Origin of the sequence: Paenirhizobium selenitireducens ATCC BAA-1503 (assembly GCF_900492185.1) — a bacterium.
GTDB classification, from domain to species: Bacteria; Pseudomonadota; Alphaproteobacteria; order Rhizobiales; family Rhizobiaceae; genus Allorhizobium; species Allorhizobium selenitireducens_A.
The window spans coordinates 57,240-82,179 of the sequence record NZ_UEYP01000014.1 but is presented as its reverse complement, the minus strand read 5'-3'; the positions used below and the strand labels follow the sequence as shown (position 1 = coordinate 82,179).

Sequence of the window (24,940 nt, the reverse complement as noted above, 5' to 3'; positions counted from 1 at the left end):
CAGTGGATAATTGTACCGGGCTGCCGGCAAGTCCGGTCGGCAGAGGCGTTCCGGCTTGTTCTCTTCCCTTAGCCCGCAGCCCAGCCAAAGGCCGCGGCGGTGCCGTAGATCAGGCCTCCGGTGGTGCTGAGCGCCACGGCGGCCAGCACGATGCCGAAGAGGGTGGCCAGCCCATCCCGTTCCATCAATCCCATGGCGATCACCACCAGTGCTGCCACGGGGAGAACATTGCCGAACGGAATGGGCAGTGCCACGGCCACGGCCAGCAGGAAGACGGGGATGCCGAGCAAGGTCTCGGCGGTTCGCCCGGTCAGCGGTCTCATGCGATCGCGCCGGAGGATGGTTTCGACCCGTTTGACGAGGGGTGCGGTGTGGCGCACCACCAGTTCGACCGTGCCCGCCGAAAGCCGTCTGCGGGCCAAAATGTCCGGCAGCCAGATGGATCGGTTCCCGGCCATGATCTGCAGCGAGACGAAGGCGAGGCAGGTGCCGAAAAACATGCCGAAAGGGCCGGGGATCGGTGTCAAAGCCGGCAAGGAGAGAATGAGGATGGCGAATGCAATGCTGGTCCGGCCCATCGCCGCCAGGAGTTCGCCGAGCGTGATCGTTCCCGCCAAGCTCGCCGCTTCAGCGAGCGCTGCGAGTTGCGTAGAAGCGGTGCCTGCCTGTTCGGTGGAGGCGGGGTCCATCGGTCTTTGATCCTTGCCCTTCGGTCGGCGGGTTGATTGCCCCATCGCCAATCCGCTGCGATGTTCACACTTGGATGTAGGTGCGCCGAAGGCTGGGACAAGATGAGGGCGTTTCGATGGCCGCTCCCTCTTTATCAATGCGCGCGCCATGGTTCCCAATGGGGGCGACACGCTTTAGCATGCGGGTCATGGACAGGACGGGACAGGAGGAAGAATGCGAGCCTTTCAGTTCAACACCACGCCGCAGGTGATTTTTCGGCCCGGAGCCGCAAACGAGATCGGCGTCCTGGCACGCCTGAAATGTGGTGCAAGGCCCCTGCTTGTCACCGATCCCGGCTTGCGCCGGATCGGTCTCTGCGATCCCGCGCTTCATTCGCTTGCCGAAGCCGGGCTCGGGATGACGGTGTTCGACGCGGTCGAAGCGGACCCCTCCCTTGCGACGGTGATGGCTGCGGTGGAGGCCGGACGTGCGGCCGAGGTGACGGGTGTCATAGGCTTCGGTGGCGGCTCCTCGCTCGACGTCGCCAAGGTCGTGGCATTGCTGCTCGGCTCCGGCGAAGACATCGACGCCGCCTGGGGCGTCGGCAATGCGAAGGGGCCGCGCCTGCCGCTCATACTCGTGCCGACGACGGCCGGTACCGGTTCTGAGGTGACCCCGGTATCGATCATCACGGTCGGTGGGGAGGAGAAGCGGGGTGTGTCGTCGCCCATCCTGCTGCCGGACGTCGCCCTGCTCGACCCCGACCTGACGCTCGGCCTGCCTGCGCCAATCACGGCAGCGACCGGCATCGACGCCATGGTGCACGCGATCGAGGCTTATGCCTCGCGCAATGCCAACAACAATCCCTTGTCAAAAATGCTCGCCCGCCAGGCCCTGCAACTCCTGGGGGCGAATATCGAGACGGCGGTGTTCGACGGGGCCAATCGGGAGGCGCGCGGTGCCATGCTTCTCGGCTCGATGCTGGCGGGACAGGCCTTCGCCAACTCTCCGGTCGCCGCGGTCCATGCGCTCGCCTATCCGATCGGCGGGATCTTCCATATCCCTCACGGATTGTCCAATGCCCTGGTTCTGCCACATGTCCTGCGGTTCAACGCGCCACAGGCAGGGGGTTTCTATGCCGAAATCGCTGCCGACGTCTTCCCTGATCTGGCAATGGAGCAGGGGACGCAGGGACGATGTGCGGCCTTTATCGAGCGCCTTGCCGACCTGTCGCAAAGGCTTGGGCTCCAGACAAGGCTGCGCGATGTCGGCATCGGCGAGGCCGATCTGCCGCGCATGGCCAGCGAGGCGATGAAGCAGGGCCGTCTCCTGGTCAACAATCCCCGCGATGTCAGGGAAGCCGATGCATTGGCGATCTATCGGGCGGCGTGGTGAGCGGCATGGAGAGACGCGGTCCGGCGGATCGCTCCGCCTACAAGCTGTTCCGCACGCTGACGACCCGCTGGGCCGACAATGACATTTACGGCCATATGAACAATGTCATTCACTACAGCCTGTTCGATACGGCGGTGAACGGTCTGCTGATAGAGAGGGGCGTGCTCGATATCCATGGCGGCGAGCGGATCTTTCTCGTCGTCGAGACGGGGTGCCGCTATTTCGCGGAAATCGCCTTTCCGGACGTCGTCGATGCGGGAATCCGGGTGGCCCGGCTCGGCGGTTCGTCTGTTCGCTATGAGGTGGGCCTTTTTCGCCACGGGGAACGGGCCGCTGCTGCCGAGGGTTTCTTCATCCATGTGCAGGTCGATCGCGCGACACGTCGGCCGGTGCCGGTGGGTGAGGAGACCCGTCGCGTGCTGGAGCGGCTGTCGATTGGTTGATGACCGTTGGAACCAGAGGGTGGGTGGCGCGGTTCTCCAGGCATGGAAACGAGGAGACAGCCATGAGCCGCGATAAAGAGATCGACCAGGCCCAGTTGGAATGCGAACGCCGCCAGGAAGATATGCCGGCGGCCGGTCCGCACGGGCGCAAGGAACTGACCGACCCGATGAAGACGCCGGGTACGGGATCGCTGCCTGAACCGGGTGCGTCCAAGACCGACGTCGGCCCCGACTGATCGGCGAATGCCCCTTGAAATGACGAAAGGCCGGCGGGTGTCCGCCGGCCTTTCTGTATTGACCCTGGTGGCGTCTCAGATGTTTTCGGCGATCGTCTCGCGTTCGCGCTGCAGTTCTTCGGCGCGTTCCTTGCGATTGTAGCGGATCGAGGACCACAGCGAGACTCCGATAAGGCCGGCGCCGCCGAGGCCGGTGATGACCTCCGGGATGTGCACCAGCGTCTGGCAGTACATGATGACCGACAGGATCAGGATCGCGTAGAAGGCGCCGTGCTCGAGGTAGCGGTATTCGGCCAACGTACCTTTCTCGACCAGCATGATCGTCATCGAGCGCACATACATGGCGCCGATGCCGAGGCCGATGGCGATGACGAACAGATTCTGGCTGAGCGCGAAGGCACCGATGACGCCGTCGAAGGAGAAGCTGGCATCGAGCACTTCGAGATAGATGAAGGCGCCCAGACCGCCCTTGGCTGCTTCCGACATGGTCTTCTGCGACTGGTCGAGAAGGCCGCCGAGCACTTCTACGGCGAGGAAGGTCAACAGGCCGTAGATTGCGGAATAGACGAAGGTGACGGCTTCCTCGCCTTCGAGCAGTTTCGAGAACAGCAGGATCAGCAGCAGGACGAAGGCGATTTCGATGCCCTTGATCGTCGCCGAACGCGCCATGTGCTTCTCGATCATCTCGATCCAGTGCACGTCCTTCTCATGGTCGAAGAAATAGGTAAGTCCGACCATCATCAGGAAGGTGCCGCCGAAAGCGGCGATCGGCAGGTGGGCGTCGTTCATGATGCGGGCATATTCGGCCGGTTCCCGCGCTGCCAGGATGAAGGCGTCGACCGGTCCGATTCCGGCGGCGATGACCACGATCAGCAGCGGGAAGACGATACGCATGCCGAACACGGCAATGACAATGCCCCAGGTCAGGAAGCGATGCTGCCAGACCGGCGTCATGTCCTTGAGCTTGTTGGCATTGACGATGGCGTTGTCGAACGACAGCGAGATTTCGAGGACTGCGAGCACGGCGCAGATGAAGAAGACGGTGGCCATGCCGCCGATCGTGCCGGTCGTCTGCCAGCCAAGCCAGGCGCCGAGCACGAGGCCGGCGACCGTGACGATGAAGGCCCACTTGAAGTAGCCGAGCGTGTTGTTTCCGGATGCGGGCTGGCTCATCGACGTGTCTCCCGGTTGATTTGAATTGTCGAAGGGGACAGGCGACGTGGTCTGCCGCGCGTCGCCCGGCACGCGCGGAAAATTGGCATGTTCGAAGATATCATTTTCTTGAATCCGCCGGCTCATATTGCTGGCGGTACCGACATCACGAGAGCGCCGTAAACTCTCGCCAGAGGGGCCCGGCACCAAAGCTTATCCGTGGAGACCAATGGTCAGGTGTCACAGAACCCGGACGTTTTCACCGAAGTCGGACCTTGCGTCAAGACCTCGGCGCATTTGCACCGCGCGACAACGGATATAGGGCGGTTTTGTCGCCCGTCCATCGGAATGCCTGTCGCATCCTGTGCCAGGGCCTATTCCGCCAGGCGCAGGTCAAGGCTTGGGTTCCCGGAGAGCGTGTTGCTGACGGTGCAGATTTCCTCGGCGTCATGAACGATCGCCCTCCTCGTTTGGGCATCGATGTCGCCGTCGATGGTGAAGAGGATATCGAAACGGGCGATGCGGGACAGGCCTTCATCCGCCTTTTGGCCGCTCGCCTCGACGCGAATTTCCCGGATGTTTTCATGAACGCCCATGCGATGGGCAGCGATGCGCGCGCTCATCGCCATGCACGAGGCCAGCGAAGCATAGAGCAGATCCAGCGGATTGAAGCCCGGCTGCGAGGGGCCGGTGACGATGTCGAGTGTTCCGCCGGTGGGCGTTACGATATGGGGGAAGCCTGTGCGCCCGAGGCTTGCGGTGGCTCCGGTCGTCCGGACCTTAGATTGCTGCATCTGCCTTCCCTCGTGCTTACGGTCAACTCTGCATAGCCGTGAGGCGCCTGGCCGGCAAGCGCGTCGACCAGGGGCTGCCAGAGGGTTGCCAGAGGGTTGTCAGAGTGAACTGCCGATGCGGGCTGTTCCGGTCTGGCCGTTGTTGCGCGTCCATTTGAGCTTGTTGTCGCTGATGCGCTCGAGTTCGAAGCACATGGGCTCGCCCTTGTACCAGGTGGTGAACTTCTGGCACAGCCGGTTGCCATCGATCCACCAGCGGCCGGTGTCGGAGGGCTTGGCCAGGCGTCCGAGGCCGAGCGCTTCGCCAGAGCCGTCCACCTGTCCGTTAAGGCGATAATTGAGCGGGAATTCGCCGCCGAAGGGGACAGCCAGATAGATCCGTTTGCCGATCACAGACTGCCTGATCTCAGCGGCGTCATAGCGGTTCTGGTTTGCATTGGCGGGGTTTGTCAGAATGAGCGCAGAAGCAAGCGCCGCAAACACCATGATCGTCTTTGCTGTCGTCATCTTTCCGGTCTCCCTGGAGGTTCCAAGCCTGGTCCATTCAAGGATACGCAGTGCGCGCAGCCCTGGATCAGCCTGAGATCAGGGGTTTCGTATGAAAATCCCGACGCTCGCCGCCCGGCCGGTGGCGTCGATCACGGTCAGCGTCGAATAGCCGGAGCCTTCCGGCATCCAGTCGCTGGTGCGCCGCCTCGTCGGCTCGGCGAGCGGCTTGCCATTGGCGAGCCAGCGAAACGGTGCGCGCCCGGCCTGCAGCTTGAGGATCAACGGCAGGGCCGTGCCGTCCGGCGCGGTGCCGAGTTCCACTTGGGCGCCTTCCGGCGGATAGACGATCTGTGGCGGCTTTTCGCGCGCAGACGCGGAGATGAGGCCATTCTCCTGCATGGAGAACCGCCGCTGACTGATGGGGAGCTCGGCCTGGGCGATGCGGGCAGCGCCACGTGGAGCGGGGGGGAGCGGCGTGCCGGCAATGCCCGACTTCGCAAAGGCCTCGAACAGAACCGGGGCTGCGGTGGCATAGCCGGAAATGCCGGGGATGGCGGCGTTGTCGGGCCGGCCGATCCACACGCCGACCAGGTAGCGCCCGTCATAACCCACGGACCAGGCGTCGCGATAGCCGTAGCTGGTGCCGGTCTTGTAGGCGATGCCGCTTTTCGGGCTGCCGAGCGGCGGCAGAACGGCGGAGAGGACGTCCGCGATATTCCAGGCGGCGACGGGTTCGAACAGCGGCGGGCTGTCGATCGCTCCGGGCAGATCGCGAATGCCGTCACCCAGCCTCACCGGCTTCTCGCGGTTGGCAAGGCCGGCATAGAGCTGGACCAGATCCTTCAGCGACAGGCCCGCTCCACCGAGCGCAATCGCAAGGCCCGGCGCTTCGGCCGTCGGCAGGCGCGGCGTCACCTCGCCGCGGCGTAGGCGCGCCATCAGCTTGGTCGGGCCGAGTGCATCGAGAAGACGAACGGCCGGCACGTTGAGCGACAATTGCAGCGCCTGACGGATGGAGACATCGCCCTGGTAGGTCATGTCGAAATTCTTCGGGCGGTAGCCGAAGAAGTCGGCGGGGCGGTCCTCGACGATGGTCTCCTGGGCGATGAGACCCTCTTCGAAGGCGAGGCCATAGATGAAGGGTTTCAGCGTCGAGCCTGGCGAGCGGCTCTGGCGCGTCATGTCGATCCAGCCGGAGCGCGAGGCGTCGAAATAGTCGGCGGCGCCGACTTCCGCAAGGATTTCGCCGGTCTCCGCATCGGCCATCATCAGGGCGAGCGAAACCTTGGGGTCGAGCTTGGCCGAGGCATGCAGCGCGACGGTTTCCAGTCTCTGCTGGATGTCTGCGTTCAGCGTCGTTTCATGGCGCTCGGCCGTCGGGTCCTTCTGGCGCGCGGCTTCGGCCAGGTGCGCGGCCAGTGCCGGCAGCTGGGCGCGCCGGGTCGGAACGGCACTCGTGTCGGCACGGGCGATCTCGCTCGCGTCGAGCACACCGGCCGCCTGCATGCGCTCGAGAACCCGGTGGCGGGCGGCTTCGGCCGTGGCCGGATGGCGATCGGGTCGGCGACGTTCCGGCAGCTGCGGCAAGGCGACGAGCAGGGCGGCCTCCGCGACCGAAAGACGGCGCGGTTCCTTGCCGAAATAGGCAAGGCTTGCGGCCCGCACGCCTTCCAGATTGCCGCCATATGGGGCGAGCGTCAGATAGAGATCGAGGATTTCCGCCTTGCCGAGGCGCCGCTCGATCTGGATCGCCCGGGCGATCTGGATGAGCTTGGCGGTGATCGACCGCTCGCGCCGTGGTTCGATCAGGCGTGCCACCTGCATGCTGATGGTCGAGCCGCCGGAGATGATACGGCCATTGGTGACGAGCTGGAGCGCGGCCCGGCCAAGTGCCACGGGATCGACCCCGGCATGGTCCGCGAAGCGGCGATCCTCATAGGCGATGAGCATCTTGAGGAGCTGCGGATCGACGTCGGCGGCGCGCGTCCGCAGGCGCCAAAGCCCGTCCCGCGTGGCAAAGGCGCGCAACAGCCGGCCGTCGCGATCTACCACTTCCGCAGAGACGCTTGCGGCCCCTTCCAGCGGCGGAGGGAACGCCCGGTCCGCCCAGAGAAGGCCGACGACCAGCATGCCCGCCGCCAGGGAGGCGGCGAGTGTGGCGATGCCGATGGTTCGAACCAGCCTCATTGTTCCGCCGCTACGACCTCCATGCGGCCCGTCGCCGTGCGGGCGAAGAACTGCGGGCGATACATGTCCTCGACATGGGCGGCGGGGTGGTCATAGACGCCCGGCGTCACCGCGCGCACCACATAGGCGAGCGTGATCGCGTCGTTTTCGCCGGCACCTCGGCTGATCGCTGCGACGAAGCGGTCGTTGCGGAACTCGAGATGGGCGGTTTCGGTCTCGCCGATCCAGTCGAAATTGGCCAGCTTGGCGCTGTCGACGAGGCTCGGATTGTCGATCTCGAAGCCGGCCGGCAGGAGGTCGGTGATCAGCAGCTCGGCCGGCCATTCGTCGGTTTCGGTGACCTCGAGGACCACAACATAACGCTCGTTCTGGCTGGCCTCGCTGACATTGGCCTCCTCGCCGTCCAGCGTGTAATAGCTGCGGGCGATGGTGAAGCCTTCCTCGGTTGCCGGCAGCGGCACGCTTGGTGCCGCGACCGTGGTGACCGATGCCGTCAGCGGATCGCTGCTCTTGTTGGTCAGCGTGACAGGGTGCTCGAGCAGCGCGTCGCCGGTAATGCTGGCGCGGTAGCCGCCGCTATGGTCGGCGCCGTTGACCTCGACGCTGATGCCCTCGTCGCCCTGGTCGAGCGCGCGGGCGGCGAGCAGCGCCCAGGTCTGTTCCTGGGTGCTGAGATAGCGCTTGTCGCGCAGTTCCTCGCTCACCACCTTGGCCAGCATTGGCACGATCGGCGGCACGGGCCGGCTTTCCGCGGCGAGCGCCAGGACGGCGGCGGCGTCGCGCAAGGACGAGCCGTAGTCCGAGCGGTTCAGGCTGACCTTGTGGATGCGGGCTTCCTCCGACATGCCGGCGGCATCGAGGAAGACGGCACGCGAGCGTTCGGCATCGCCATAGAGGGCGAGGGCGGCCGCCAGATGCGCCTTGGACAGCGGCGTCGGGAACTCGCCGAGCATCGTGTCGGCATAGTAGCGCAGGTCGCTGATCGCGGCCTTGCGGTTCCGGGCGAGCACGTAGAGCGAATAGGCGATCTCGTTGCCGCGATCCTTGATGTTGGTGTCGTAGCCGATGCGGTTCTGCAGGTTTTCCAGTGCCTGCACCATGGCTTCGTCCGGTACATCGAATTTCTGTTCGCGCGCCCGGGTCAGGAAGTCGCTGACATAGGCGTCGAGCCAGAGGTCGTCATAGCCCGGTGCCCAGAGGCCGAAACTGCCGCTCGACGACTGGTAGGACAGCACGCGGTAGACCGCGTCCTGGACGCGCTTCTTGATCTCGGCGTCGGCGGGCAGGCCTGAGCCGGGCTGCAGTTCGTCGAAATAGACGAGCGGAAGCGCACGGCTGGTGGTCTGCTCGGCGCAGCCATAAGGGTAGCGGTCGAGGCTCATCATCAGCGCGGGGATGTCGAAGCCCTCGGCGCGCGAGACGTTCAGGCTGACCGAGGCGTCCTGCAACAGGCTGTCGGCCAGAAGGTCGCCGTCGACGGTGAGGCTGCGGCCGGCGGCCAGGTTGATGATCCGCCGTTCGGTGACCGGCAGAGAGGACGGCCTGACCGGGACGATCAGTTGCTGGTCGAGCGAAATACCGTCGCCGCCGGAAAGCGCGATGTCGATGGTGCCCTGGCCCGGCTGCACGCCGGTCAGCGGCAGGGTCACCGTGGTCTTGCCGCCGGCTTCGAGGCTGATCGTCTGCGTGGCATCGTCTGCGTCGACCGAGACCGGATCGCTCGGCGTGACCGCCAGCGTGTAGTCGCCGGCCGGGGCGTCGGTCGCGACGATGTCGAGCCTGAGCGCGCTGACGTCGCCGGGGGCGAGGAAGCGCGGCAGGCTTGCCGTCACCACGATCGGATCGCGGATGATCACATCCGTCTCGGCATGGCCGACGCCTGTCTTCGACCAGGCGACCGCCATGACGCGGGCCGTGCCGTTGAACTGCGGAATGTCGAAGCTGACGGTTGCCTTGCCTTCGCCATCCAGCTTTACCGGACCGGAGAAGAAGGCGACGAGCTTTTCCTTCGGCGGATTGCCCTGCAGCGGCATTTCGGCGCCGTCACCGCCGGTGCGCAGCTTGCCCGTCGCGCCGAGCGAGCCGTCGATCAGGCGGCCGTAGAGGTCGCGCATCTCGATTCCCAGGCGGCGCTGGCCGAAATACCAGGTCTCCGGATCGGGCGCCTCATAACGCGTCAGGTTGAGGATGCCGACGTCGACGGCGGCGACCATGACATAGGCTTCCTCGCCGATGCCGGCTCCAGCCACCTCGATCGGGATCTCAAGGGACTGGCGCGGCAGCGTCTTTTCCGGGGGCGATAGCTTGATCGCCAGCTTGTCGGCGCCGGGATCGACGGTCAGCCAGGTGACGCCTATGGCGCGCATCGGCATGCGGCTTTCCTGGGCCTCACCGGGACGGAACAGGGTGGCGGTGACATAGGCGCCGGGGCCGAAATCGGCGGTGATCGGAATTTCGACCTCGCCGCCGACGACGGGAATGCTTGCGGTCTTCGCGGTCACCAGCGTGTCGGTGCCGACGGTCAGCAGCAGTTCGCCGGCAAAGCGCGGGGAAACCTTCAGCCGGGCCGTGTCGCCGACCTTGTAGTTTTCCTTGTCGAGGCCGATTTCCAGCGCGTCGGGCGTTTCGGTCGAACTGGCCTCGACGAACCAGCCGGCGTCGAATTCGACGCTGGTGGCCGCGCCGCCGGCGCTCGCCTGTTCGATCTCGAGGCGATAGCGGCCCCAGGTGACCGGCACGGCGATTTCCGCGCCGTCGCTTTCGATGTTCACGGTGCCGTCGGCCACCTGCTTGGTGGTGACGATCGGTTCATAGCGCCAGGACGAGCCCTCGCGATACCACTGGTAATTCCGTTCCAGGCTGACGAGTTTCCACTTGGCGCCGGCAAGCGCCTGCTTTTCCCCGTCGGGGCCGACGGCGATGACATGGAAGCGGCCGGTGGAGTTCTCGGCGAGGTCGCCGGTGAATTCCGGCTTCATGCCGATCATCGCCCCTTCGGGACGCACCGGCAGGGTGAGCTTGCGCTCGACGGCCCGGCCGCCGCCTTCGACCATGCGCAGTACGATCTCGGCTTCCAGCATCTGCGTGGTCGAGGGCAGTTCGCTGATGTCGACGTCGAAACTTGTCTTGCCGTCCTCGTCGAGCGGTTCCAGTGCTTCAAGCGGGATGCGGGTTTCCTCGCTCTGCTCCTCGTCGGCAAGGCCGAAGACATAGCGTTCGAAGGCCGGGCTCGTGCGGGTCGGACGGATGTTCACCTCACCCTCGAGCATCAGTCCGGCCGCCGGAGCGCCATAGAGGTAGCGGCCGTCGACGGAAACCGGAACGGCAACGCCGGGCTCGACGCTCTTGGTTTCGCTGGTGATGTCGAATTCCAGCCGGTCCGGCACGAAGTCGTCGACCAGGAAGCCCTTCTGCGCAATCGGTTCCTTCTTCGGATCGGTGTGGATGTTGATCGTCCAGGTGCCGCGCATGGCGTCGGCCAGCAGCGGAAGATCGGCGGAATAGCCGCCCAGCGTCTCGCTGGTCACCACCATGCGGCGGAATTCGACCCCGTCGGGGCGGTTGAAGATGAAGGTCAGCGGCAGTCTTTCGATCGCGTCGGCCTCGGTGTCGCGCGACAGGGCGGCGGTATGCACCGTCTCGCCGGGGCGATAGATGCCGCGTTCGGTCCAGGCGAGCACGTCGATGGCGCCGGGCGCCGGACGTCCGGTGACGCCGCGGTCGGAGAGATCGAAGCCGGCGCGTGTCATGTCGAGGAAGACGTTGTCGTCCTCCCCCTTGCGGGCGACGATCACGGCGGGAGCAAGCGCTGCTCCGGCGCGCATCAGGCCTGCGTCGAAGCGGGCGCGGCCGTCCGCATCGGTGCGAGCGGTGGCGAGGATTTCGTTATTCTTGGCGATCAACTGCAGGTCGACATTGGCAAGCGGTGCGGCACTTGCCAGCGAGCGGGCAAAGACGTGCAGGCCGTCGGTGCCGGCAAAGGTCGACAGCCCGATGTCGGAGACGACGAACCACTGGGTGGCCCGGGTATTCCAGTCCTCGTTCGTGGTATTGGCGACGGCTGCGGTCATCACATAGATGCCCGGGCGGCGCTTCGGCAGTGCCTCGTCGACCGGGAAGCTGGTGATCACGTCCTTGTTGAGCTCGCTGGCAATGTCGATCGTTCCCTGCCAGATCAGTTCGCCGCTCTCGCTTTCGATGCGGTCGGCGCCATAGCCGTCGAGCTGGGTGAGGAACTGCGAGGCGGCCAGCAGGGGAGCGACATTGCGGTCGCCGATCCGATAGAGCTCCAGCTTGGCGCTCTCGGTGTTGACGGAGACGATCGGAATGCCGCGCCGGGCGGTCGACGGCAGGACGAAATTGTCGCCGGTGAAGCGCACGGCGGCCGAGCGATCCTTCACATAAACCTCGAGATCGACCTGGGCTTCGAGGTTCTCCTCGACGGAGGAGGGCAGGCCCGCACGCAGCGCCAGCTTGTAGCGCTCGCCGTGGGTCAGTCCTTCGACGCAGATCTGGTTGTCCTTGGCTTCGACGGCCTTAGGAGCCGAACCGTCGAGCGTGACGAAGGGCGTATAGTCCACGCCGCGCTTGACCAATGGATCGGAGAATTCGACGCAGGCACGCGGCGTCAGGCTGTCGGCATCGACCGTGTGGCTGACGACGCGGAAGCCCTTGCGGGCGCGCAGGTCGTTATAGGCGGCCTGCACGGTCTTGGCAGTCACCAGTTCAAGGCTGGCCTTGTAGGCACTGAGCGCGCCGCGGTAGTTTTCCGAGTTCTCCAGACCCTTGGCGAGCACGGCCAGCGCATCGGCGCGCGCCTGGGTGGAGCGGGTGAGCAGGAAACCGTTGAGGGCGGCGAGCACGCCCTGGCCGGTCATTTCGCTGTTGCCCGTGATGGAATTGGCGGTGCGCGCCACCTCGATCCACCGGGCCGGATCTTCCGGCGTGAGCGCGAGAGCGCCCTTGAAGGCATGGAGGGCGCCCTCGTAATTGCCGGCAAACATGGCTTGCCGGCCCTGGTCGAGAAGGGCGTTGTGGCCAAAGCCCTGCTGGTCTTCGCCAAGCGAGAGGTCCGCGCGCTGCTGGCGGGCATCCTCCATCAACTGGTCCGAGACGAAATCGGGCCGCTGGGGTGCGCCGATATCAGGTTCCGCGCCCTGCTCGACGATGCGTCCGGCAACGGCACCGGCGAAGGTATTCAGCTGGTTGAAGTCGGATTTCAGGAAACACCATTTCACCTTGGGATTATAGGTGAAGGCCCGGCATTCCTGGTCGGCGATGCAGCTCGACTGGCACTCGGCGAGCGAGACGTTCTGCTCTGTCCTCAGGTCGAACCCAAAATAGTCGCCGTCGCGGGTGGTGACGACGCTGCGTCCGCCGGCGGAAAGCGCGGGTGGCGCAAGCGCCAGAAGGCCAAACAAGAGTGCGGTGAAACCGTTGGACCTGCGCCTGGACATGATGTCCCTCCCACGCTCGAGCATTTCAGCGGAGAATACTCTTCGTCCATAACAGACGCTTGTCAATCGCAGCCGAGGACGCGCTGTGCGCCTCGACACAGGCTTTGGTCAGGCTGCGTTCTGAATTGTCTTGACGTCGACATGCAAGGCGCGCCCCGCTCCCCAGCCGTTGATCGCGGCGCCCAGGCCGAAGGCGACGAAGACGATCGACGTGGCGGCGAAACTGCCGGTCCAGTCGCGGATGAGGCCGACCAAGAGCGGCGCGATGGCGGCCAGCGTATAGCCGACAAATTGGGCCATACCGGACAGGTGGGCCGCGACATGCTGGTCTGGCGAGCGCAGCACGACGGCGGTGAGCGCCACCGCGACCAGACCACCCTGACCGATGCCCTGAAGCACGGCAAAGGGCCAGACGGTCCAGAGTGGTGCAAACAGAAGGCCGAGCAGTCCGATGACGGCGATCGCGGCCAGTGCGACATGGACCACGCGCTGGTCCTTGCCGCGAACGGCAATCTGCGGCGAGACGATGCAGGAGGCGGCCTGGACCATGACCGACAGCGAAACGATCGCGCCGGCCGTGACGCCGTCAATGCCGCGATCGCGAAGGATCGGCACCAGCCAGCCGAAGACGCAGTAGGCGAGCGCCGATTGCAGGCCCATGAACAGGGTCACCTGCCAGGCCAGCTTGTCGCGCCAAAGGCCCTCGACGCGAAAACTGGTCTTTGCCGGTTTCGCCCGGTTGCCGAGGGCCTGGGGCAGCCAGATCAGCCCGACGACGGCGGCGGGGATCGCCCAGACCGCCAGCGCGGCGCCGAGCGAACCGCCCATGGCTGTTTCGAGCGGCAAGGTCAGGCCGGCGGCGCCGGCCGCTCCGGCACACAGCGCCATGGTGTAGAAGCCGGTCATCAGCGCCGCCTTGTCGGGGAAGTCGCGCTTGACCAGGCCGGGCAGAAGGACATTGCCGATGGCGATGCAGGCGCCGGCAAGGGCGGTGCCGAGGAAGAGCAGCGGTACGGAATGGAAGCCACGCAGTGCGGTACCGAGCGCGAGCAGGGCGACGGCGGCCAGCAGGGTGCGCTCCGCGCCGAGGCGTCCGGCAAGCCGAGGCGCAAGTGGCGAGAACAGGCCGAGGCAGGCGACCGGCACGGTGGTCAGGAGGCTCGCGCCCGCGGCCGAGAGGCCGAGTTCGGTGCGGATTTCCGGCAACAGGGCCGAGGCGCTGGAGAACAGTGGCCGAAGGTTGAAGGCGATCAGCACCAGACTGATGCCGAGCAGCAGGCGTGCGAGCGGGCTCATCGAAGCGGTGGGCGGCGCCTCGGGCGGCATGTCCTCGGCGTCGATCAGGAGTTCATCGCCCAGGTCGAGCGCTTTGGTCTGTTCCGTCATGGTCACGTGCCGGTCTTTCCGTCGAGGAAGGCGAAAACCGGTGCCATGAAGCGGCGCACCGTTGCATCGGCCTTGTCCGGGTCGCCGGTTTCAATCGCATCGACGATCGCCAGATGGGCGGCCATGTCGGGTTCGGGAAGTTCGCCGCCGGTCGTCGCCTGGATCGTCTCGGCGATCGAGGCCGAGAAGAAATCGAAGAGTTCGATCAGCGCGCGGTTTGCAGAGGCGGCGATCACCGCCTTGTGGAAGGCGAGGTCGCGGGCAATGAAACTCTCCCGGTCGCCGCCATCGGAATTTCCACGTTGGGCGAGCAAGGCGCGCAGCCGGGTGATCGTCGCCGGGGTCGCCCGCCTGGCGGCAAGCCGGGCGGCCTCGACATCGAGCGCGCAGCGGGCCTCGAAGCGGTCGCGGAGGCTCGCATGGCGGGCAGCGTCCAGGGTGCGGCGGCCGTCGGTGGCGGAGCGGACATAGGTGCCGGATCCCTGCAGGACTTCGAGCAGTCCCTGTGACGCGAGCACGCGCACGGCCTCCCTGACGGTTCCGCGGCTGACGCCGAGCGTCGCCGAGAGGGTCGCCTCGTTCGGCAGGCGGGATCCGACGGCGAAGCGCCCGGAGACGATCTCGGCGCGGATCGCTTCGGTCGCCGTGTCGGCGAGGCTGGTCTTTTGAACGGGTCTCATTTCGATAGATTAAATCATCGGATGACTATGGCAAGCGAAAATTCGACGGATCGGTTCTCTCTTCCCGACGGTCAGCCGGCGGCGCCCTCGCTCGAAGCGTTGAATTCCCGCACCTGCCCCAGCAGCCAATTTGAGAAGGCCGTGGCCGGCGGGTAGGCCATCTTCGACAGGGGGCGGACCAGATAGTAAGCGCTGGCGCTCTTCACTTCATGGTTCCAGGCGCGGACCAGCTGACCGCTCGCCAGTTCCGGCTCGATCAGGAAGGTTGGCACCAGGGCGATGCCGAGACCGGCAAGGCAGGCCTGGACGACGTTGGAGAATTGCTCGAACCGCATGCCGCCGCCGCGCCCATTGGCTATGCCGAGACTTGCGAACCAGTGCTCCCAGGCCCGCGGTCGAGAAGCCATGTCGAACAGCGGCATGGAGAGCATGTCTTCCGGTCTGGCCACCGGGTGATCGCGCAGAAAGGCCGGACTACAGACCGGCACGACCATCTCCTGCATGAGGAACTGGCAGTCGGTGCCCGGCCAGTTGGGCTCGCCGATATGGATCGCCGCATCGAGGCCGGAGCTTTCGAAGTCGAACTGGCCGATGCGGGTGGCGAAGTCGATGATGATCGACGGGTGCTTCTGCAGGAAGTCGGGAATGCGCGGCATCAGCCAGCGGGTGCCGAAGGTTGGCAGGATCGCCAGGCGCAGGTGGGTGTCTTCGGCCTTGGCCATGGCCTCGAGCGACAGGGTGCGGATGGTTGCCAGCGCGTCGCCGATGCCCTTGGCATAGTCGCGCCCGATCGGCGTCAATTCCACGCCGCGGTTGGTGCGGTCGAACAGCTTGACCCCGAGCTGGTCTTCCAGGAGGGATATCTGTCGGCTGATCGCTCCTTGCGTGAGGTTCAGCTCGTTGGCGGCGGCGGAGAAGCTGCCGAGCTTGGCGACGGAATCGAAGGCGGCGAGCGCGCTGGTCGAAGGCAGGAAGCGGCGTTGATGAGTCAGCATCGGCTATGATTAGACCTGATGGCCACATGAGTAAACATGCCTTGCGTTCGCCTGCCGTTTCGTCAATCTATGCACCAGTTTACAGAGGATATCAGACCTATGAGCGAAATGCGGCCGTTTTCCTGGAGTGATCCATTCCTGATGGCGGAGGCGCTCTCCGAAGATGAGCGCATGATCCAGGCCTCCGCCGAGGCCTTTGCCCAGAGCGAGCTGATGCCGCGCGTCAACGAAGCCTATCTCGGCGAGACCGTTGCGCCGGAACTGTTCAAGCTGATGGGCCAGGCCGGGCTTCTCGGCGTTACTCTTCCCGAGAAATACGGCGCCGCGGATGCGAGCTATGTGTCCTACGGCCTCGTTGCCCGCGAAGTCGAGCGCGTCGATTCCGGCTATCGTTCGATGATGAGCGTGCAGTCCTCGCTGGTCATCTATCCGATCTACGCCTACGGCTCGGAAGAGCAGAAGGACAAATATCTGCCGGGCCTCGTCTCGGGTGAACTGATCGGCTGCTTCGGTCTGACCGAGCCGGATGCCGGCTCCGATCCGGGCGGCATGAAGACCCGTGCGGAGAAGATCGAGGGCGGCTATCGCCTTCGTGGCTCCAAGATGTGGATTTCCAATGCGCCGATTGCCGACGTCTTCGTCGTCTGGGCGAAGTCGGAGGCTCATGGCGGCGAGATCCGCGGCTTCGTGCTCGAGAAGGGCATGAAGGGTCTTTCGGCTCCGAAGATCGGCGGCAAGCTGTCGCTCAGGGCCTCGGTCACCGGTGAAATCGTCATGGACGGCGTCGAGGTGGGTGAAGATGCGATCCTGCCGAACGTCTCAGGCCTGAAGGGACCGTTCGGCTGCCTCAACCGGGCCCGCTACGGCATTTCCTGGGGTGTCATGGGGGCTGCCGAGGATTGCTGGCACCGTGCCCGCCAGTATGGTCTCGATCGCAAGCAATTCGGCAAGCCGCTGGCCGGCATGCAGCTTTACCAGAAGAAGCTCGCCGACATGCAGACGGAAATCACGCTCGGCCTGTTCGCCTCGCTGCGCGTCGGCCGGCTGATGGACGAGCACCAGTTCGCTCCGGAAATGATCTCGCTCATCAAGCGCAACAATTGCGGCAAGGCGCTCGATATCGCCCGCCAGGCCCGCGACATGCACGGCGGCAACGGTATCCAGATCGAGTATCACGTCATGCGTCACGCGCAGAACCTAGAGACGGTCAACACCTACGAGGGCACGCACGACGTCCATGCGCTGATCCTCGGTCGGGCGCAGACCGGCATCCAGGCGTTCTTCTGAGAAAACGACCGGAAATCGACGTTTCTCCGGGCGGCCTCAGGGCCGCCCTCTTTTTTTAAAATATTGCCGTTCAGGCGGGTGGGCCAGTGGGAGCTGAGGCGGCATCTGATGGTGACCGCAGCGACCCCGTGTTTCCTATTGTCTGTTTTTGGATGCTTGCGCGGCATATTCTTGCGCTTTGTCAATTGCCGGCGAAATTTTCTTGTTCGCGCACGGCTTCGTTTTGCCCAGGATGTATGAAACGGCGGTCTGTTGAACTATTAGCAACGCCTTGCTGAAGATCGCGCGACGTTGCCGCCGCGACCGCCGGGCGTTTGACGGGTCCTCGGATGATCCGCCTTTCCCCTGGGCACGTAACGAGTGTTCAGACGTTGATTTGCCGCCAGGACCTTGGCAAGAGACCAGGAGAGACAGACATGTATGCCGTTGCCGTTTTGGATGCGGACGCCCTTGCCACATTCAGGCGTGAGCATCCCTGGCTGAGCTTCCCGGACAATGTGCGGGAAGTGTCCCTCTTCCTCGATGACAATGGGAGCCCGGTTCGTCTCACGGCCACCGCTTTGGGGGCCGATGGTGCGGACTGTCCCGCCGATGCGGATGCGTTCGGCACGGAGACCGTGCTGGCCCTGATCCGCTTTGCTCCACGCGGCAAGCCGACGACCTGGGAGAGCCCTGATGAGGCGCGAGTATGGCGTATCCTCGAGCGGCTGCCGACCAGTGACGAGATGGTCCTAGTCGATGATACGCTGGAGGCCAGCCGTCGCGTGCTGCTCGATCAGGCCTATGAAATTGTCCGCAAGATGACCGTAGATGCCCTTCGTGACCTCGCCGTGTCGGCCCGATGCGGCGGTGAAAAGGATCGGCTCGAGGCGGCCGCTCTGAATGTGCCCGCCAGCTTGGACGGGGTGGCCGAGGCCCACAGGATCCTGTTCCACGAAGTCGATCTGTGGCGGCTGGTGGCCATCTTGCGCGATGAGGCATCCTTGCCGATCGATCACGATCTGGTGGGGTCCGATGATCTGTCTGTGATCGAGCGCCTGGCCGTTGATCCGGGCGTGGCGGAGGGCACGGCGGATTCGCTGATCCAGACCATGTTCGACCTCTCGCCGGTGGCATTCTCGATTTCGACGATCGGCGAGAACAGTTCGCGCTATGTGCGCGTCAACAAGGCCTATCTAGACCTTGTCGGAAAGACATGGGATTCGATCCGCGGTCAGGAAATGGTGTCCTCGGGTCTGGTGATCGACAATGCCGCGCGCGAGGCGCGCCTTGCCCTGCTCGATTGCGAGGGCGGCTATTCGGCTGAACGGGCAGATATCCGCAATGCCGCCGGAGAGCCTGTTCCCGTGCTGATTTCGGCCCGACGAATGAAGCTAGGCGGCAAACTCTACGACTTCGAGGTGATTGCAGAGGTCTCGCATCCATAGAAAGGCGGGCGGCACTCGCCTCCCCCGGCTTGTCAGACGCGGTACAACAGGGCGAGTGAACGTGGCGCAAGCGTCAGGTCATGACCCTCCGCGACAATGTCGCCGTGGCCATCCGGGTCGACCGTGGTCAACGCGAGCCGCCAATCGCCACCGCTTGTCTTCGGCAGTTTGAAGGTCATATCCGCATCGACGGGGTTGAACAGAATGAGGATTTCGCTCCAGACTCCTTCGATTTCGGCCAGGTCATCGCGCCCGATCTTCAGGGCAAGGGGATTTCCGTCGAGCCAATGCTCGGGACGCTGAGATCCACCCTTCACGTTGAACCAGTCGATCGCCATTCCATCGCGCCAGCTTGCGCGACGCAGCAAAGGTTGCTGCTTTCGGAGGGCAATCAAGTGGCGCGTGAAATCGCGCAGCGCTTCGCAGCCTTCCGGCAGGTTTTCCCAATGCAGCCAGCTGATTTCGCTGTCCTGGCAGTAGCCGTTGTTGTTGCCCATTTGCGACCGGCCGAATTCGTCGCCCGCGAGCAACATCGGCGTCCCGTGCGAGAAGAGCAGCGTCGCCAGAAAATTGCGCTTCTGCCGCTCGCGAAGGGCGTTGATGCCTTCGTCTTCCGTCGGGCCTTCGACGCCGTAGTTGTGGCTGCGGTTGTCGTTGTGGCCGTCATTGTTGTCTTCGCCATTGGCCTCGTTGTGCTTGCCGTCATAGGAGACGAGATCGTTGAGGGTGAAGCCGTCATGGGCGGTGATGAAGTTGATGCTGGACCAAGGGCGACGCCCGCGCAGATCGTAGATGTCGCCCGAACCCAATAGACGGGCAGCGAAGTCCGGTGCGCAATTATCCCCGTTCAGCCAGTAATCCCGGGTCGAGTCGCGATACTTGTCGTTCCACTCCGCCCAGCCTGGCGGGAAACCGCCGACCTGATACCCGCCGGGACCGATGTCCCACGGCTCGCCGATCAACTTGACCTTCGACAGAACCGGATCCTGCGTGACGGCATCGAAGAAGCCCCCGCGCTGGTCGAAACCCTCGGGCTCGCGCCCAAGGATCGTCCCGAGGTCGAAGCGGAATCCGTCGACATGCATTTCTTCCGCCCAGTAGCGCAGGCTGTCCATTACCATCTGCAGCACGCGCGGATGGGATGTGTTGACGGTGTTTCCGGTGCCGGTGTCGTTGATGTAATAGCGGTGATTGTCAGGCAGGGTGCGGTAGTAGGAGAAATTGTCGATGCCCTTGAAGGACAGCGTCGGCCCGAGTTCATTGCCCTCGGCGGTGTGATTGTAGACGACGTCCAGGATGACTTCGATCCCCGCATCGTGGAAGGCGCGCACCATGTCTCTGAAGCCGGTCAGGCCCTTTGGGCCATAATAGCGCGTCGCCGGGGCAAAGAAGCCGATCGTGTTGTAGCCCCAATAGTTTCGCAGGCCCTTTTCCAGAAGGTGACTGTCATCAGGAAAGGCATGGATCGGCAGCAGTTCGACCGAGGTGATCCCGAGGCTCTTCACATAGTCGACGGCGGCCTTGTGGCCCAGGCCCTCGAATGTGCCGCGCAAGTCTTGCGGGATGGCCGGGTTGAGCTTGGTGAAGCCCTTCACATGCGTTTCGTAGACGATGGTATCCGCCCAGTGGATGTTGGGGGAACCATTGTATTCGCGACTGATCCGTGGATCGACGACCCTGCACTTCGGCATGTCCGAACCATTGTCCAGCGTGCTGAAGGACAGGTCCTTCTCGTCACTGTCGATATCGTAGCCGAAATGCCCCTTGGTCCAGGCGATGTCGCCAACGATCTCTCGCCCATAGGGGTCGAGCAGCAGCTTGTTCGGATTGAAGCGGTGGCCGTTGGCGGGGTCATAGGGGCCGTGGACGCGGTAACCGTAGAGCATGCCGGGCTTGATGCCCGGAAGGTAGCCGTGCCAGACCTCGTTCGTATATTCCGGCAGATCGACGCGGGCGATCTCGGTCTTGCCGTCCTCGTCGTAGAGGCAGAGCTCGACCCGCTCGGCATGCGCCGAGAAGAGCGCAAAGTTGGTGCCCTCTCCGTCGAAACGCGCGCCGAGCGCGTGGAATTCGCCGGGCTCCACTGCGAAGTTCGTGCTGCGGGCATCCATCGTGATTTTCCTTTGGCGGAGAGAGGAGTGCGAGATCGCGCCTCTCAATTCCGCAGTGCGGCATTTTGTTCCCTCCGCCTCGAAAGAGTGGAAGTCGTGCCGGAACTTTGTTGCGGCGACAGGGTTGATCGAGTGGTCGCGCAGCAAGCGCGTGGCAACGAGGAGACCGACATGCCGGCAAAATCCAAGGCGCAGCAAAAGGCCGCGGGCGCGGCGCTTTCCGCCAAGCGAGGCGAAACGAAAAAGAGCGAGTTGAAGGGGGCTTCAAGGGACATGGCCAAGTCCATGACCGAAGATGAACTCGAAGAGCTCGCTTCGACAAAACGCAAGGGCAAGCCGGAACACGTTTCCGACAAATAGACGGCGATCAGAAGCAGGGGGACGAGATGGAGTTTCACGGCAAGGTGGCGCTGGTGACAGGCGCCGGTTCGGGTATCGGCAAGGCTTCGGCAATGATGTTAGCCGCGCGTGGCGCCTTCGTCGGCCTTCTGGGCCGAACCGAGGACGAATTGCAGGAGGTCCTGCTCGCAATCCAGACGGCGGGCGGCGAGGGGCGAGTTCTTGTCGCCGACATCAGCGATGAGACAGCGATGCGTGATGCCGTCGAAGGCCTGTGGTCGGCCGCGGGACGGCTGGACATGGTCGTTGCCAATGCCGGCATCAATGGCACCTGGGCACCCATCGATGAACTGAGGCCGGAAGAATTCGACCAGACGATTTCGGTCAATCTGCGCGGCACTTACCTGACGCTGCACCATGCGGTGCCAAAGCTCAAGAGAACGGGTGGTGGATCGATCGTCGTCGTGTCGTCGATCAATGGGACCCGGACCTTCACGTCGCCGGGGGCGACGGCCTATTCCGCCACCAAGGCGGCCCAACTTGCCATGGTGCAGCAATTGGCGCTGGAACTCGGGGATGACCAAATCCGGATCAATGCGGTCTGTCCCGGTGCCATTTCGACGTCGATTGACGACAACACCCAGATCCGCAGTCGCGAGGATACCGAGGTACCCGTTCATTTTTCGGAGGGCGATATTCCTCTGACGGGGGGAAAGCCGGGTGAGGCTGCTGACGTGGCCGAGATCATTGCGTTCCTCGTCTCCGAACGCGCGCGGCATATCACCGGTACGCCGATCTGGATCGACGGTGGCCAAAGCCTGCTGCGCTGAACACGTGAAGCCGGCCAGTCGCAGCATTGTGCAAGAAGGTCGTGATTTTCAATTGAGTGCTAATCGGCATCGTCCGGGGCAATGAGCGCTCCGAGCCCCTGAAGCGCCAGAGCACGATGAGGGCCAGCGCTGTGGCAACCAGACTGACGGGTTCCTGTAGGGCGACGCATGCCTTCCGACTTGAAACCGTAAAGGACGTGCCGGCGGAGCCGACACGTCCTTTTGTCATTCGTCGAGATGCGCCTTAATGGCGATTGGCGCCGGCGGTCGAGGAATAGGTCGCCGAAACCGGGTCGCTGGCGGGGAAGGTATCGATCAGGCCTTCGTCGACCTGCGAATCCAGTTCCGATTCGTCCTGGGCGCGACGGGCGCTGAGCACGGCGTCGGACACCGTTTCGTCGCCGTCCTGCGACGGCGCGCGTTCATGGCCCTTTGCCGGATTTTCGTCGAAGGAGCCGACCTGCACCAGAAGGGCACGCGCCTTTTCAAGCGCGTTGTCACGGCTTAGTTCGCCGCTCTGGCCCTGCTTCATCCGCACCGAGACGACTTCGCCGCCGTCACCGACGAATTCGACGGTGAAGCCCGGCACGCCGCCCATGTCCTCATGAATCTGTGTATCAATGATCTGCATGGCAGTTCTCCATCGTGGCAATCCGGAGAAGAACGCCTGGATGGTCGACAGGTTCCATCGGCAGTTGGCGATATGCGTGGCGAAGATGAAGCGCCCCGGTTAGGGCGATCCGTGTGGGTTGGTTGAAGGAAAGACTTTGTTTACCAAGTTTTTCCGAGAACTGTTCAAAACTGAAACAAACTTCGGGTTGCATGCGTTGTGCGGTCAAAGGAGTAAAGCCCATGCCGCTCAAGAATTCCATTCAGGCCGATACAATCCTCATCGTCGAGGACGACGTCTTCATTTCCATGGATGCCGCGGACAGCGTTTCGCGCGCCGGTGTAAACGTCGTGACGGCCGAGACGGTGCACGATGCGCTGGATATTCTCGAGAACGAGCCTATTTCGGCGGCGATCCTGGACTTTCAGGTGCGCGACGGTGCGGTCACGCCGATCGTCGACGAGTTGCGCAAGAGGAGCATTCCCTTTCGCATCGTATCGGGCTCGCCGCTTGCCGAAATCGCCGCGAAGGGCATTCCGGCCGGCCTTTGCGCGCAGAAGCCCGCCGACTATTTCAAGGTGCTTGTCTCCTTGATCAGCGACCGCCCCTGGATATCCCTGCGCCCGAGCCATTGAAGGCACTGGCCGGGGTGCCTCATGGGCGCTTGTCGAGGAGCCCGGTCAGCGTACGCTCAACCACGTCGACCATGACCATCGTCTGGTGATCGACCTCGATGTTCAATCGATCACCCGGCTTGTATCGCGGAAATGTCGTCTGCCGCAGCGTTTCCGGAATGAGATTGATCTGAAAGACGTCGCCTTCGGCCTCCGCAACCGTGAGGCTGGCGCCGTTGACGGCGAGAAAACCGCGCGGGAAGATATATTTCGCCCACTCCTGCGGCACCGAAAAGCGAATGAAGGCGCCCGGCATCTCGCTTTTCGCCGCAACAAGAGTGGCCGTGGTTGCAATGTGGCCGGCGATCGCGTGGCCACCGTTTTCATCCGTGGGCTTGGCCGAGCGCTCTATGTTGACGCTGTCGCCGATGGTCAGATCGCCGAGATTGGTTCGCTCCAGGGTCGCATCCATGGCATCGAAGGTCACGGTCGTGCCGTTGATCGTCGTCGCCGACAGGCACACGCCCTCGACCGAGACGCTGCCGCCGATCTGCAAGCCCTCGACAAGGCGTTCGGGAAACGCAATGTGGAATTCGGTGTAGCCATCATGACGGGTTATGTTGATGATGGGAGCAACTGCCTGCACGATACCGGTATACATATATCTTCCTGTGTTCTGCGCCCGGCTCTATCTGAGCGCCCGCAACGATTTTCTGCAAAGGTAATGTGCGGCTTGGCAAAGACAACCGTTTAAACGAGACACTGTGTCAAGTCTTCCCGAGCGGACCGGTCATCGGACCCCATCTTGCCCTGTCCAAGGGACTGGCGCCATGGCCCGGCCTTCCGTTTGGGTTGCAAACAATTTCTTGGATCTGTCATGAAGGGGCGCTAGGCTCGGGCATGTCGAAAATTCTCTCCATCGCGCTCAATCCCGCCATCGATATTTCCAGTGACGCTGACAAGGTGCGTCACACCCACAAGACCCGCACCCATAACCAGCGCCAGCATGCCGGCGGCGGCGGCATCAATGTGGCGCGCGTCATCGTCGAGCTCGGCGGCAATTGCGAACTGCTTTATCTTTCCGGCGGTGCCACGGGAACCTTGCTGGAAGCCATGTTGAAGCCATTGGGCATCCGCCAGCATGCGTTCCCCATTCACGACCCGGTCCGGGTCGCCTACAATGTGCGCGAGCTCGCCACAAATCTCGAATATCGCTTCGTGCCCGAAGGGCCGCAGGTCACCGAGGCGGAACTGGCGCCGGTCTTCGACCTTCTGGAAGACACGGATGCAGATTATATCGTCGCCAGCGGCAGCCTGCCGCGCGGTATCAGTGACGGCTCCTATGCGCGCATGGCCGAAATTGCCGCCGCCAAGAAAGCCCGCCTGATCCTCGACACGTCCGGCGAGGCTTTGCACGAGACGCTGTCGAAGTCTAAAGTCTTCCTCGTCAAGCCGAGCCTTGGCGAACTGGCGAGCTTTGTCGGGCAGGAGATCGATCACGACAATGCGGGTTCCGCCGCCCAGGCCGTCGTGCGCAGCGGTGCTGCAGACTATATCGCGGTCACGCTCGGTGGCGACGGTGCGATCCTCGTTGGTGCCGAAACGATCCAGCGCGTGCCGGCGATCGAGGTGCCGGTTCAGTCGGCGGTCGGCGCAGGCGACAGCTTCGTCGCCGCGATGACCTGGTCACTGGCGGAGGGTCACGAGATCGGCGAGGCTTTCCGCTTCGGCCTGGCGGCGGGTGCCGCCGCCGTCATGACGTCGGGAACGGAACTCTGCCGTCGTGCGGACGTGCTGGCGCTCTATGAGGCAAACAAGGGCTGAGCTTCGCCCGGCCGCT

Annotated in this window: 22 protein-coding genes; 9 read left to right on the top strand and 13 right to left on the bottom strand. The window is 63.9% G+C overall.

All coding sequences use genetic code 11. From position 1 onward, the window contains the following. Positions 1–68 precede the first annotated feature (68 nt). Positions 69–689, bottom strand: coding sequence for an exopolysaccharide biosynthesis protein (locus RHIZ70P_RS18770; protein WP_115672001.1), 621 nt, complete (start codon positions 687–689; stop codon positions 69–71). 214 nt (positions 690–903) lie between these two features. On the opposite strand from RHIZ70P_RS18770, the gene RHIZ70P_RS18765 reads away from it, so the two are divergent. The 3 genes from RHIZ70P_RS18765 (at position 904) to RHIZ70P_RS23075 (ending at position 2,743) form a co-directional block, all read left to right on the top strand. Then, positions 904–2,064: an iron-containing alcohol dehydrogenase gene (locus RHIZ70P_RS18765; RefSeq protein WP_115672000.1), complete on the top strand. Its 1,161-nt coding sequence runs from the start codon at positions 904–906 to the stop codon at positions 2,062–2,064. A 5-nt stretch (positions 2,065–2,069) separates the two neighbouring features. Continuing rightward, a complete protein-coding gene (locus RHIZ70P_RS18760; protein ID WP_115672027.1) occupies positions 2,070–2,507 on the top strand; it encodes an acyl-CoA thioesterase in 438 nt (145 codons plus the stop codon). A gap of 62 nt (positions 2,508–2,569) precedes the next feature. Next, the gene (locus tag RHIZ70P_RS23075; protein WP_181904070.1) at positions 2,570–2,743 is read left to right on the top strand and encodes a hypothetical protein; all 174 of its coding nucleotides are present in this window, start codon (positions 2,570–2,572) and stop codon (positions 2,741–2,743) included. Positions 2,744–2,818: 75 nt separating this feature from the next. On the opposite strand, the gene RHIZ70P_RS18755 is transcribed toward RHIZ70P_RS23075, so the two are convergent. The 8 genes from RHIZ70P_RS18755 to RHIZ70P_RS18715 all read right to left on the bottom strand — a co-directional run bounded on the left by RHIZ70P_RS18755 (position 2,819) and on the right by RHIZ70P_RS18715 (position 15,882). Next, positions 2,819–3,916: a DUF475 domain-containing protein gene (locus RHIZ70P_RS18755; protein ID WP_115672026.1), complete on the bottom strand. Its 1,098-nt coding sequence runs from the start codon at positions 3,914–3,916 to the stop codon at positions 2,819–2,821. A 353-nt stretch (positions 3,917–4,269) separates the two neighbouring features. Then, on the bottom strand, positions 4,270–4,689 hold the full coding sequence (locus RHIZ70P_RS18745; RefSeq protein ID WP_115671999.1) for an OsmC family protein: 420 nt from the start codon (positions 4,687–4,689) through the stop codon (positions 4,270–4,272). A gap of 99 nt (positions 4,690–4,788) precedes the next feature. Continuing rightward, complete coding sequence (locus RHIZ70P_RS18740; protein WP_115671998.1) at positions 4,789–5,196, bottom strand: hypothetical protein; 408 nt, start codon at positions 5,194–5,196, stop codon at positions 4,789–4,791. A gap of 78 nt (positions 5,197–5,274) precedes the next feature. Next, complete coding sequence (pbpC, locus tag RHIZ70P_RS18735; RefSeq protein WP_115671997.1) at positions 5,275–7,365, bottom strand: penicillin-binding protein 1C; 2,091 nt, start codon at positions 7,363–7,365, stop codon at positions 5,275–5,277. Beyond that, on the bottom strand, positions 7,362–12,821 hold the full coding sequence (locus RHIZ70P_RS18730; RefSeq protein ID WP_115672025.1) for an alpha-2-macroglobulin family protein: 5,460 nt from the start codon (positions 12,819–12,821) through the stop codon (positions 7,362–7,364). Before RHIZ70P_RS18730 ends, pbpC begins: the two co-directional genes overlap by 4 nt. A gap of 108 nt (positions 12,822–12,929) precedes the next feature. After that, positions 12,930–14,207 carry a CynX/NimT family MFS transporter gene (locus RHIZ70P_RS18725; protein WP_115671996.1) on the bottom strand — a complete coding sequence of 426 codons (1,278 nt, stop codon included), beginning with the start codon at positions 14,205–14,207 and terminating at the stop codon, positions 12,930–12,932. A 2-nt stretch (positions 14,208–14,209) separates the two neighbouring features. Then, entirely contained in the window at positions 14,210–14,887 is a 678-nt protein-coding gene (locus tag RHIZ70P_RS18720; protein WP_115671995.1) for a FadR/GntR family transcriptional regulator, read from the bottom strand. 71 nt (positions 14,888–14,958) lie between these two features. Beyond that, positions 14,959–15,882 (bottom strand): LysR family transcriptional regulator, encoded by a 924-nt coding sequence (locus tag RHIZ70P_RS18715; RefSeq protein ID WP_115671994.1) that lies wholly within the window; start codon positions 15,880–15,882, stop codon positions 14,959–14,961. A gap of 99 nt (positions 15,883–15,981) precedes the next feature. Here RHIZ70P_RS18715 and RHIZ70P_RS18710 point away from each other — a divergent pair, with 99 nt between their 5' ends. Together RHIZ70P_RS18710 and RHIZ70P_RS18705 are read left to right on the top strand one after the other, a co-directional pair. After that, positions 15,982–17,169, top strand: coding sequence for an acyl-CoA dehydrogenase (locus RHIZ70P_RS18710; protein WP_115671993.1), 1,188 nt, complete (start codon positions 15,982–15,984; stop codon positions 17,167–17,169). Between the two features lie 416 nt (positions 17,170–17,585). After that, the gene (locus RHIZ70P_RS18705; RefSeq protein ID WP_115671992.1) at positions 17,586–18,596 is read left to right on the top strand and encodes a diguanylate cyclase; all 1,011 of its coding nucleotides are present in this window, start codon (positions 17,586–17,588) and stop codon (positions 18,594–18,596) included. A gap of 32 nt (positions 18,597–18,628) precedes the next feature. Here RHIZ70P_RS18705 and glgX read toward each other — a convergent pair whose 3' ends face one another. After that, positions 18,629–20,707 carry a glycogen debranching protein GlgX gene (gene glgX, locus RHIZ70P_RS18700; RefSeq protein ID WP_115671991.1) on the bottom strand — a complete coding sequence of 693 codons (2,079 nt, stop codon included), beginning with the start codon at positions 20,705–20,707 and terminating at the stop codon, positions 18,629–18,631. 171 nt (positions 20,708–20,878) lie between these two features. On the opposite strand from glgX, the gene RHIZ70P_RS18695 reads away from it, so the two are divergent. Together RHIZ70P_RS18695 and RHIZ70P_RS18690 are read left to right on the top strand one after the other, a co-directional pair. Continuing rightward, positions 20,879–21,067 carry a DUF3008 family protein gene (locus RHIZ70P_RS18695; protein ID WP_115672024.1) on the top strand — a complete coding sequence of 63 codons (189 nt, stop codon included), beginning with the start codon at positions 20,879–20,881 and terminating at the stop codon, positions 21,065–21,067. Positions 21,068–21,093: 26 nt separating this feature from the next. Continuing rightward, a complete protein-coding gene (locus RHIZ70P_RS18690) occupies positions 21,094–21,876 on the top strand; it encodes an SDR family oxidoreductase (protein WP_115671990.1) in 783 nt (260 codons plus the stop codon). A gap of 244 nt (positions 21,877–22,120) precedes the next feature. Here the strand turns inward: RHIZ70P_RS18690 and RHIZ70P_RS18685 are convergent, their stop codons facing one another. Continuing rightward, the gene (locus RHIZ70P_RS18685; protein WP_115671989.1) at positions 22,121–22,507 is read right to left on the bottom strand and encodes a hypothetical protein; all 387 of its coding nucleotides are present in this window, start codon (positions 22,505–22,507) and stop codon (positions 22,121–22,123) included. Further along, entirely contained in the window at positions 22,494–22,748 is a 255-nt protein-coding gene (locus RHIZ70P_RS22820) for a hypothetical protein (protein ID WP_147294022.1), read from the bottom strand. The genes RHIZ70P_RS18685 and RHIZ70P_RS22820 overlap by 14 nt, the downstream gene beginning before the upstream one ends. Between RHIZ70P_RS22820 and RHIZ70P_RS18680 the strand changes: the two genes are divergently transcribed. Continuing rightward, positions 22,729–23,121 carry a response regulator gene (locus RHIZ70P_RS18680; protein WP_115671988.1) on the top strand — a complete coding sequence of 131 codons (393 nt, stop codon included), beginning with the start codon at positions 22,729–22,731 and terminating at the stop codon, positions 23,119–23,121. The genes RHIZ70P_RS22820 and RHIZ70P_RS18680 overlap by 20 nt on opposite strands. 19 nt (positions 23,122–23,140) lie before the next feature. Here RHIZ70P_RS18680 and RHIZ70P_RS18675 read toward each other — a convergent pair whose 3' ends face one another. Then, positions 23,141–23,761 carry a riboflavin synthase subunit alpha gene (locus tag RHIZ70P_RS18675; RefSeq protein WP_115671987.1) on the bottom strand — a complete coding sequence of 207 codons (621 nt, stop codon included), beginning with the start codon at positions 23,759–23,761 and terminating at the stop codon, positions 23,141–23,143. Positions 23,762–24,000: 239 nt separating this feature from the next. On the opposite strand from RHIZ70P_RS18675, the gene RHIZ70P_RS18670 reads away from it, so the two are divergent. Further along, entirely contained in the window at positions 24,001–24,924 is a 924-nt protein-coding gene (locus RHIZ70P_RS18670) for a 1-phosphofructokinase family hexose kinase (protein WP_115671986.1), read from the top strand. Positions 24,925–24,940 lie beyond the last annotated feature (16 nt).

Bases quoted from the DNA above. Each gene is read 5' to 3' on its own strand.
- RHIZ70P_RS18715 (WP_115671994.1), bottom strand. From the start codon at position 15,882: ATGCTGACTCATCAACGCCGCTTCCTGCCTTCGACCAGCGCGCTCGCC.
- RHIZ70P_RS18680 (WP_115671988.1), top strand. From the start codon at position 22,729: ATGCCGCTCAAGAATTCCATTCAGGCCGATACAATCCTCATCGTCGAG.
- RHIZ70P_RS18770 (WP_115672001.1), bottom strand. From the start codon at position 689: ATGGACCCCGCCTCCACCGAACAGGCAGGCACCGCTTCTACGCAACTC.
- RHIZ70P_RS18675 (WP_115671987.1), bottom strand. From the start codon at position 23,761: ATGTATACCGGTATCGTGCAGGCAGTTGCTCCCATCATCAACATAACC.
- RHIZ70P_RS18755 (WP_115672026.1), bottom strand. From the start codon at position 3,916: ATGAGCCAGCCCGCATCCGGAAACAACACGCTCGGCTACTTCAAGTGG.
- RHIZ70P_RS23075 (WP_181904070.1), top strand. From the start codon at position 2,570: ATGAGCCGCGATAAAGAGATCGACCAGGCCCAGTTGGAATGCGAACGC.
- RHIZ70P_RS18745 (WP_115671999.1), bottom strand. From the start codon at position 4,689: ATGCAGCAATCTAAGGTCCGGACGACCGGAGCCACCGCAAGCCTCGGG.
- RHIZ70P_RS22820 (WP_147294022.1), bottom strand. From the start codon at position 22,748: ATGGAATTCTTGAGCGGCATGGGCTTTACTCCTTTGACCGCACAACGC.
- RHIZ70P_RS18720 (WP_115671995.1), bottom strand. From the start codon at position 14,887: ATGAGACCCGTTCAAAAGACCAGCCTCGCCGACACGGCGACCGAAGCG.
- RHIZ70P_RS18705 (WP_115671992.1), top strand. From the start codon at position 17,586: ATGTATGCCGTTGCCGTTTTGGATGCGGACGCCCTTGCCACATTCAGG.
- RHIZ70P_RS18760 (WP_115672027.1), top strand. From the start codon at position 2,070: ATGGAGAGACGCGGTCCGGCGGATCGCTCCGCCTACAAGCTGTTCCGC.
- RHIZ70P_RS18740 (WP_115671998.1), bottom strand. From the start codon at position 5,196: ATGACGACAGCAAAGACGATCATGGTGTTTGCGGCGCTTGCTTCTGCG.
- pbpC (WP_115671997.1), bottom strand. From the start codon at position 7,365: ATGAGGCTGGTTCGAACCATCGGCATCGCCACACTCGCCGCCTCCCTG.
- RHIZ70P_RS18690 (WP_115671990.1), top strand. From the start codon at position 21,094: ATGGAGTTTCACGGCAAGGTGGCGCTGGTGACAGGCGCCGGTTCGGGT.
- RHIZ70P_RS18725 (WP_115671996.1), bottom strand. From the start codon at position 14,207: ATGACGGAACAGACCAAAGCGCTCGACCTGGGCGATGAACTCCTGATC.
- RHIZ70P_RS18670 (WP_115671986.1), top strand. From the start codon at position 24,001: ATGTCGAAAATTCTCTCCATCGCGCTCAATCCCGCCATCGATATTTCC.
- RHIZ70P_RS18695 (WP_115672024.1), top strand. From the start codon at position 20,879: ATGCCGGCAAAATCCAAGGCGCAGCAAAAGGCCGCGGGCGCGGCGCTT.
- RHIZ70P_RS18710 (WP_115671993.1), top strand. From the start codon at position 15,982: ATGAGCGAAATGCGGCCGTTTTCCTGGAGTGATCCATTCCTGATGGCG.
- RHIZ70P_RS18685 (WP_115671989.1), bottom strand. From the start codon at position 22,507: ATGCAGATCATTGATACACAGATTCATGAGGACATGGGCGGCGTGCCG.
- RHIZ70P_RS18765 (WP_115672000.1), top strand. From the start codon at position 904: ATGCGAGCCTTTCAGTTCAACACCACGCCGCAGGTGATTTTTCGGCCC.
- glgX (WP_115671991.1), bottom strand. From the start codon at position 20,707: ATGGATGCCCGCAGCACGAACTTCGCAGTGGAGCCCGGCGAATTCCAC.
- RHIZ70P_RS18730 (WP_115672025.1), bottom strand. From the start codon at position 12,821: ATGTCCAGGCGCAGGTCCAACGGTTTCACCGCACTCTTGTTTGGCCTT.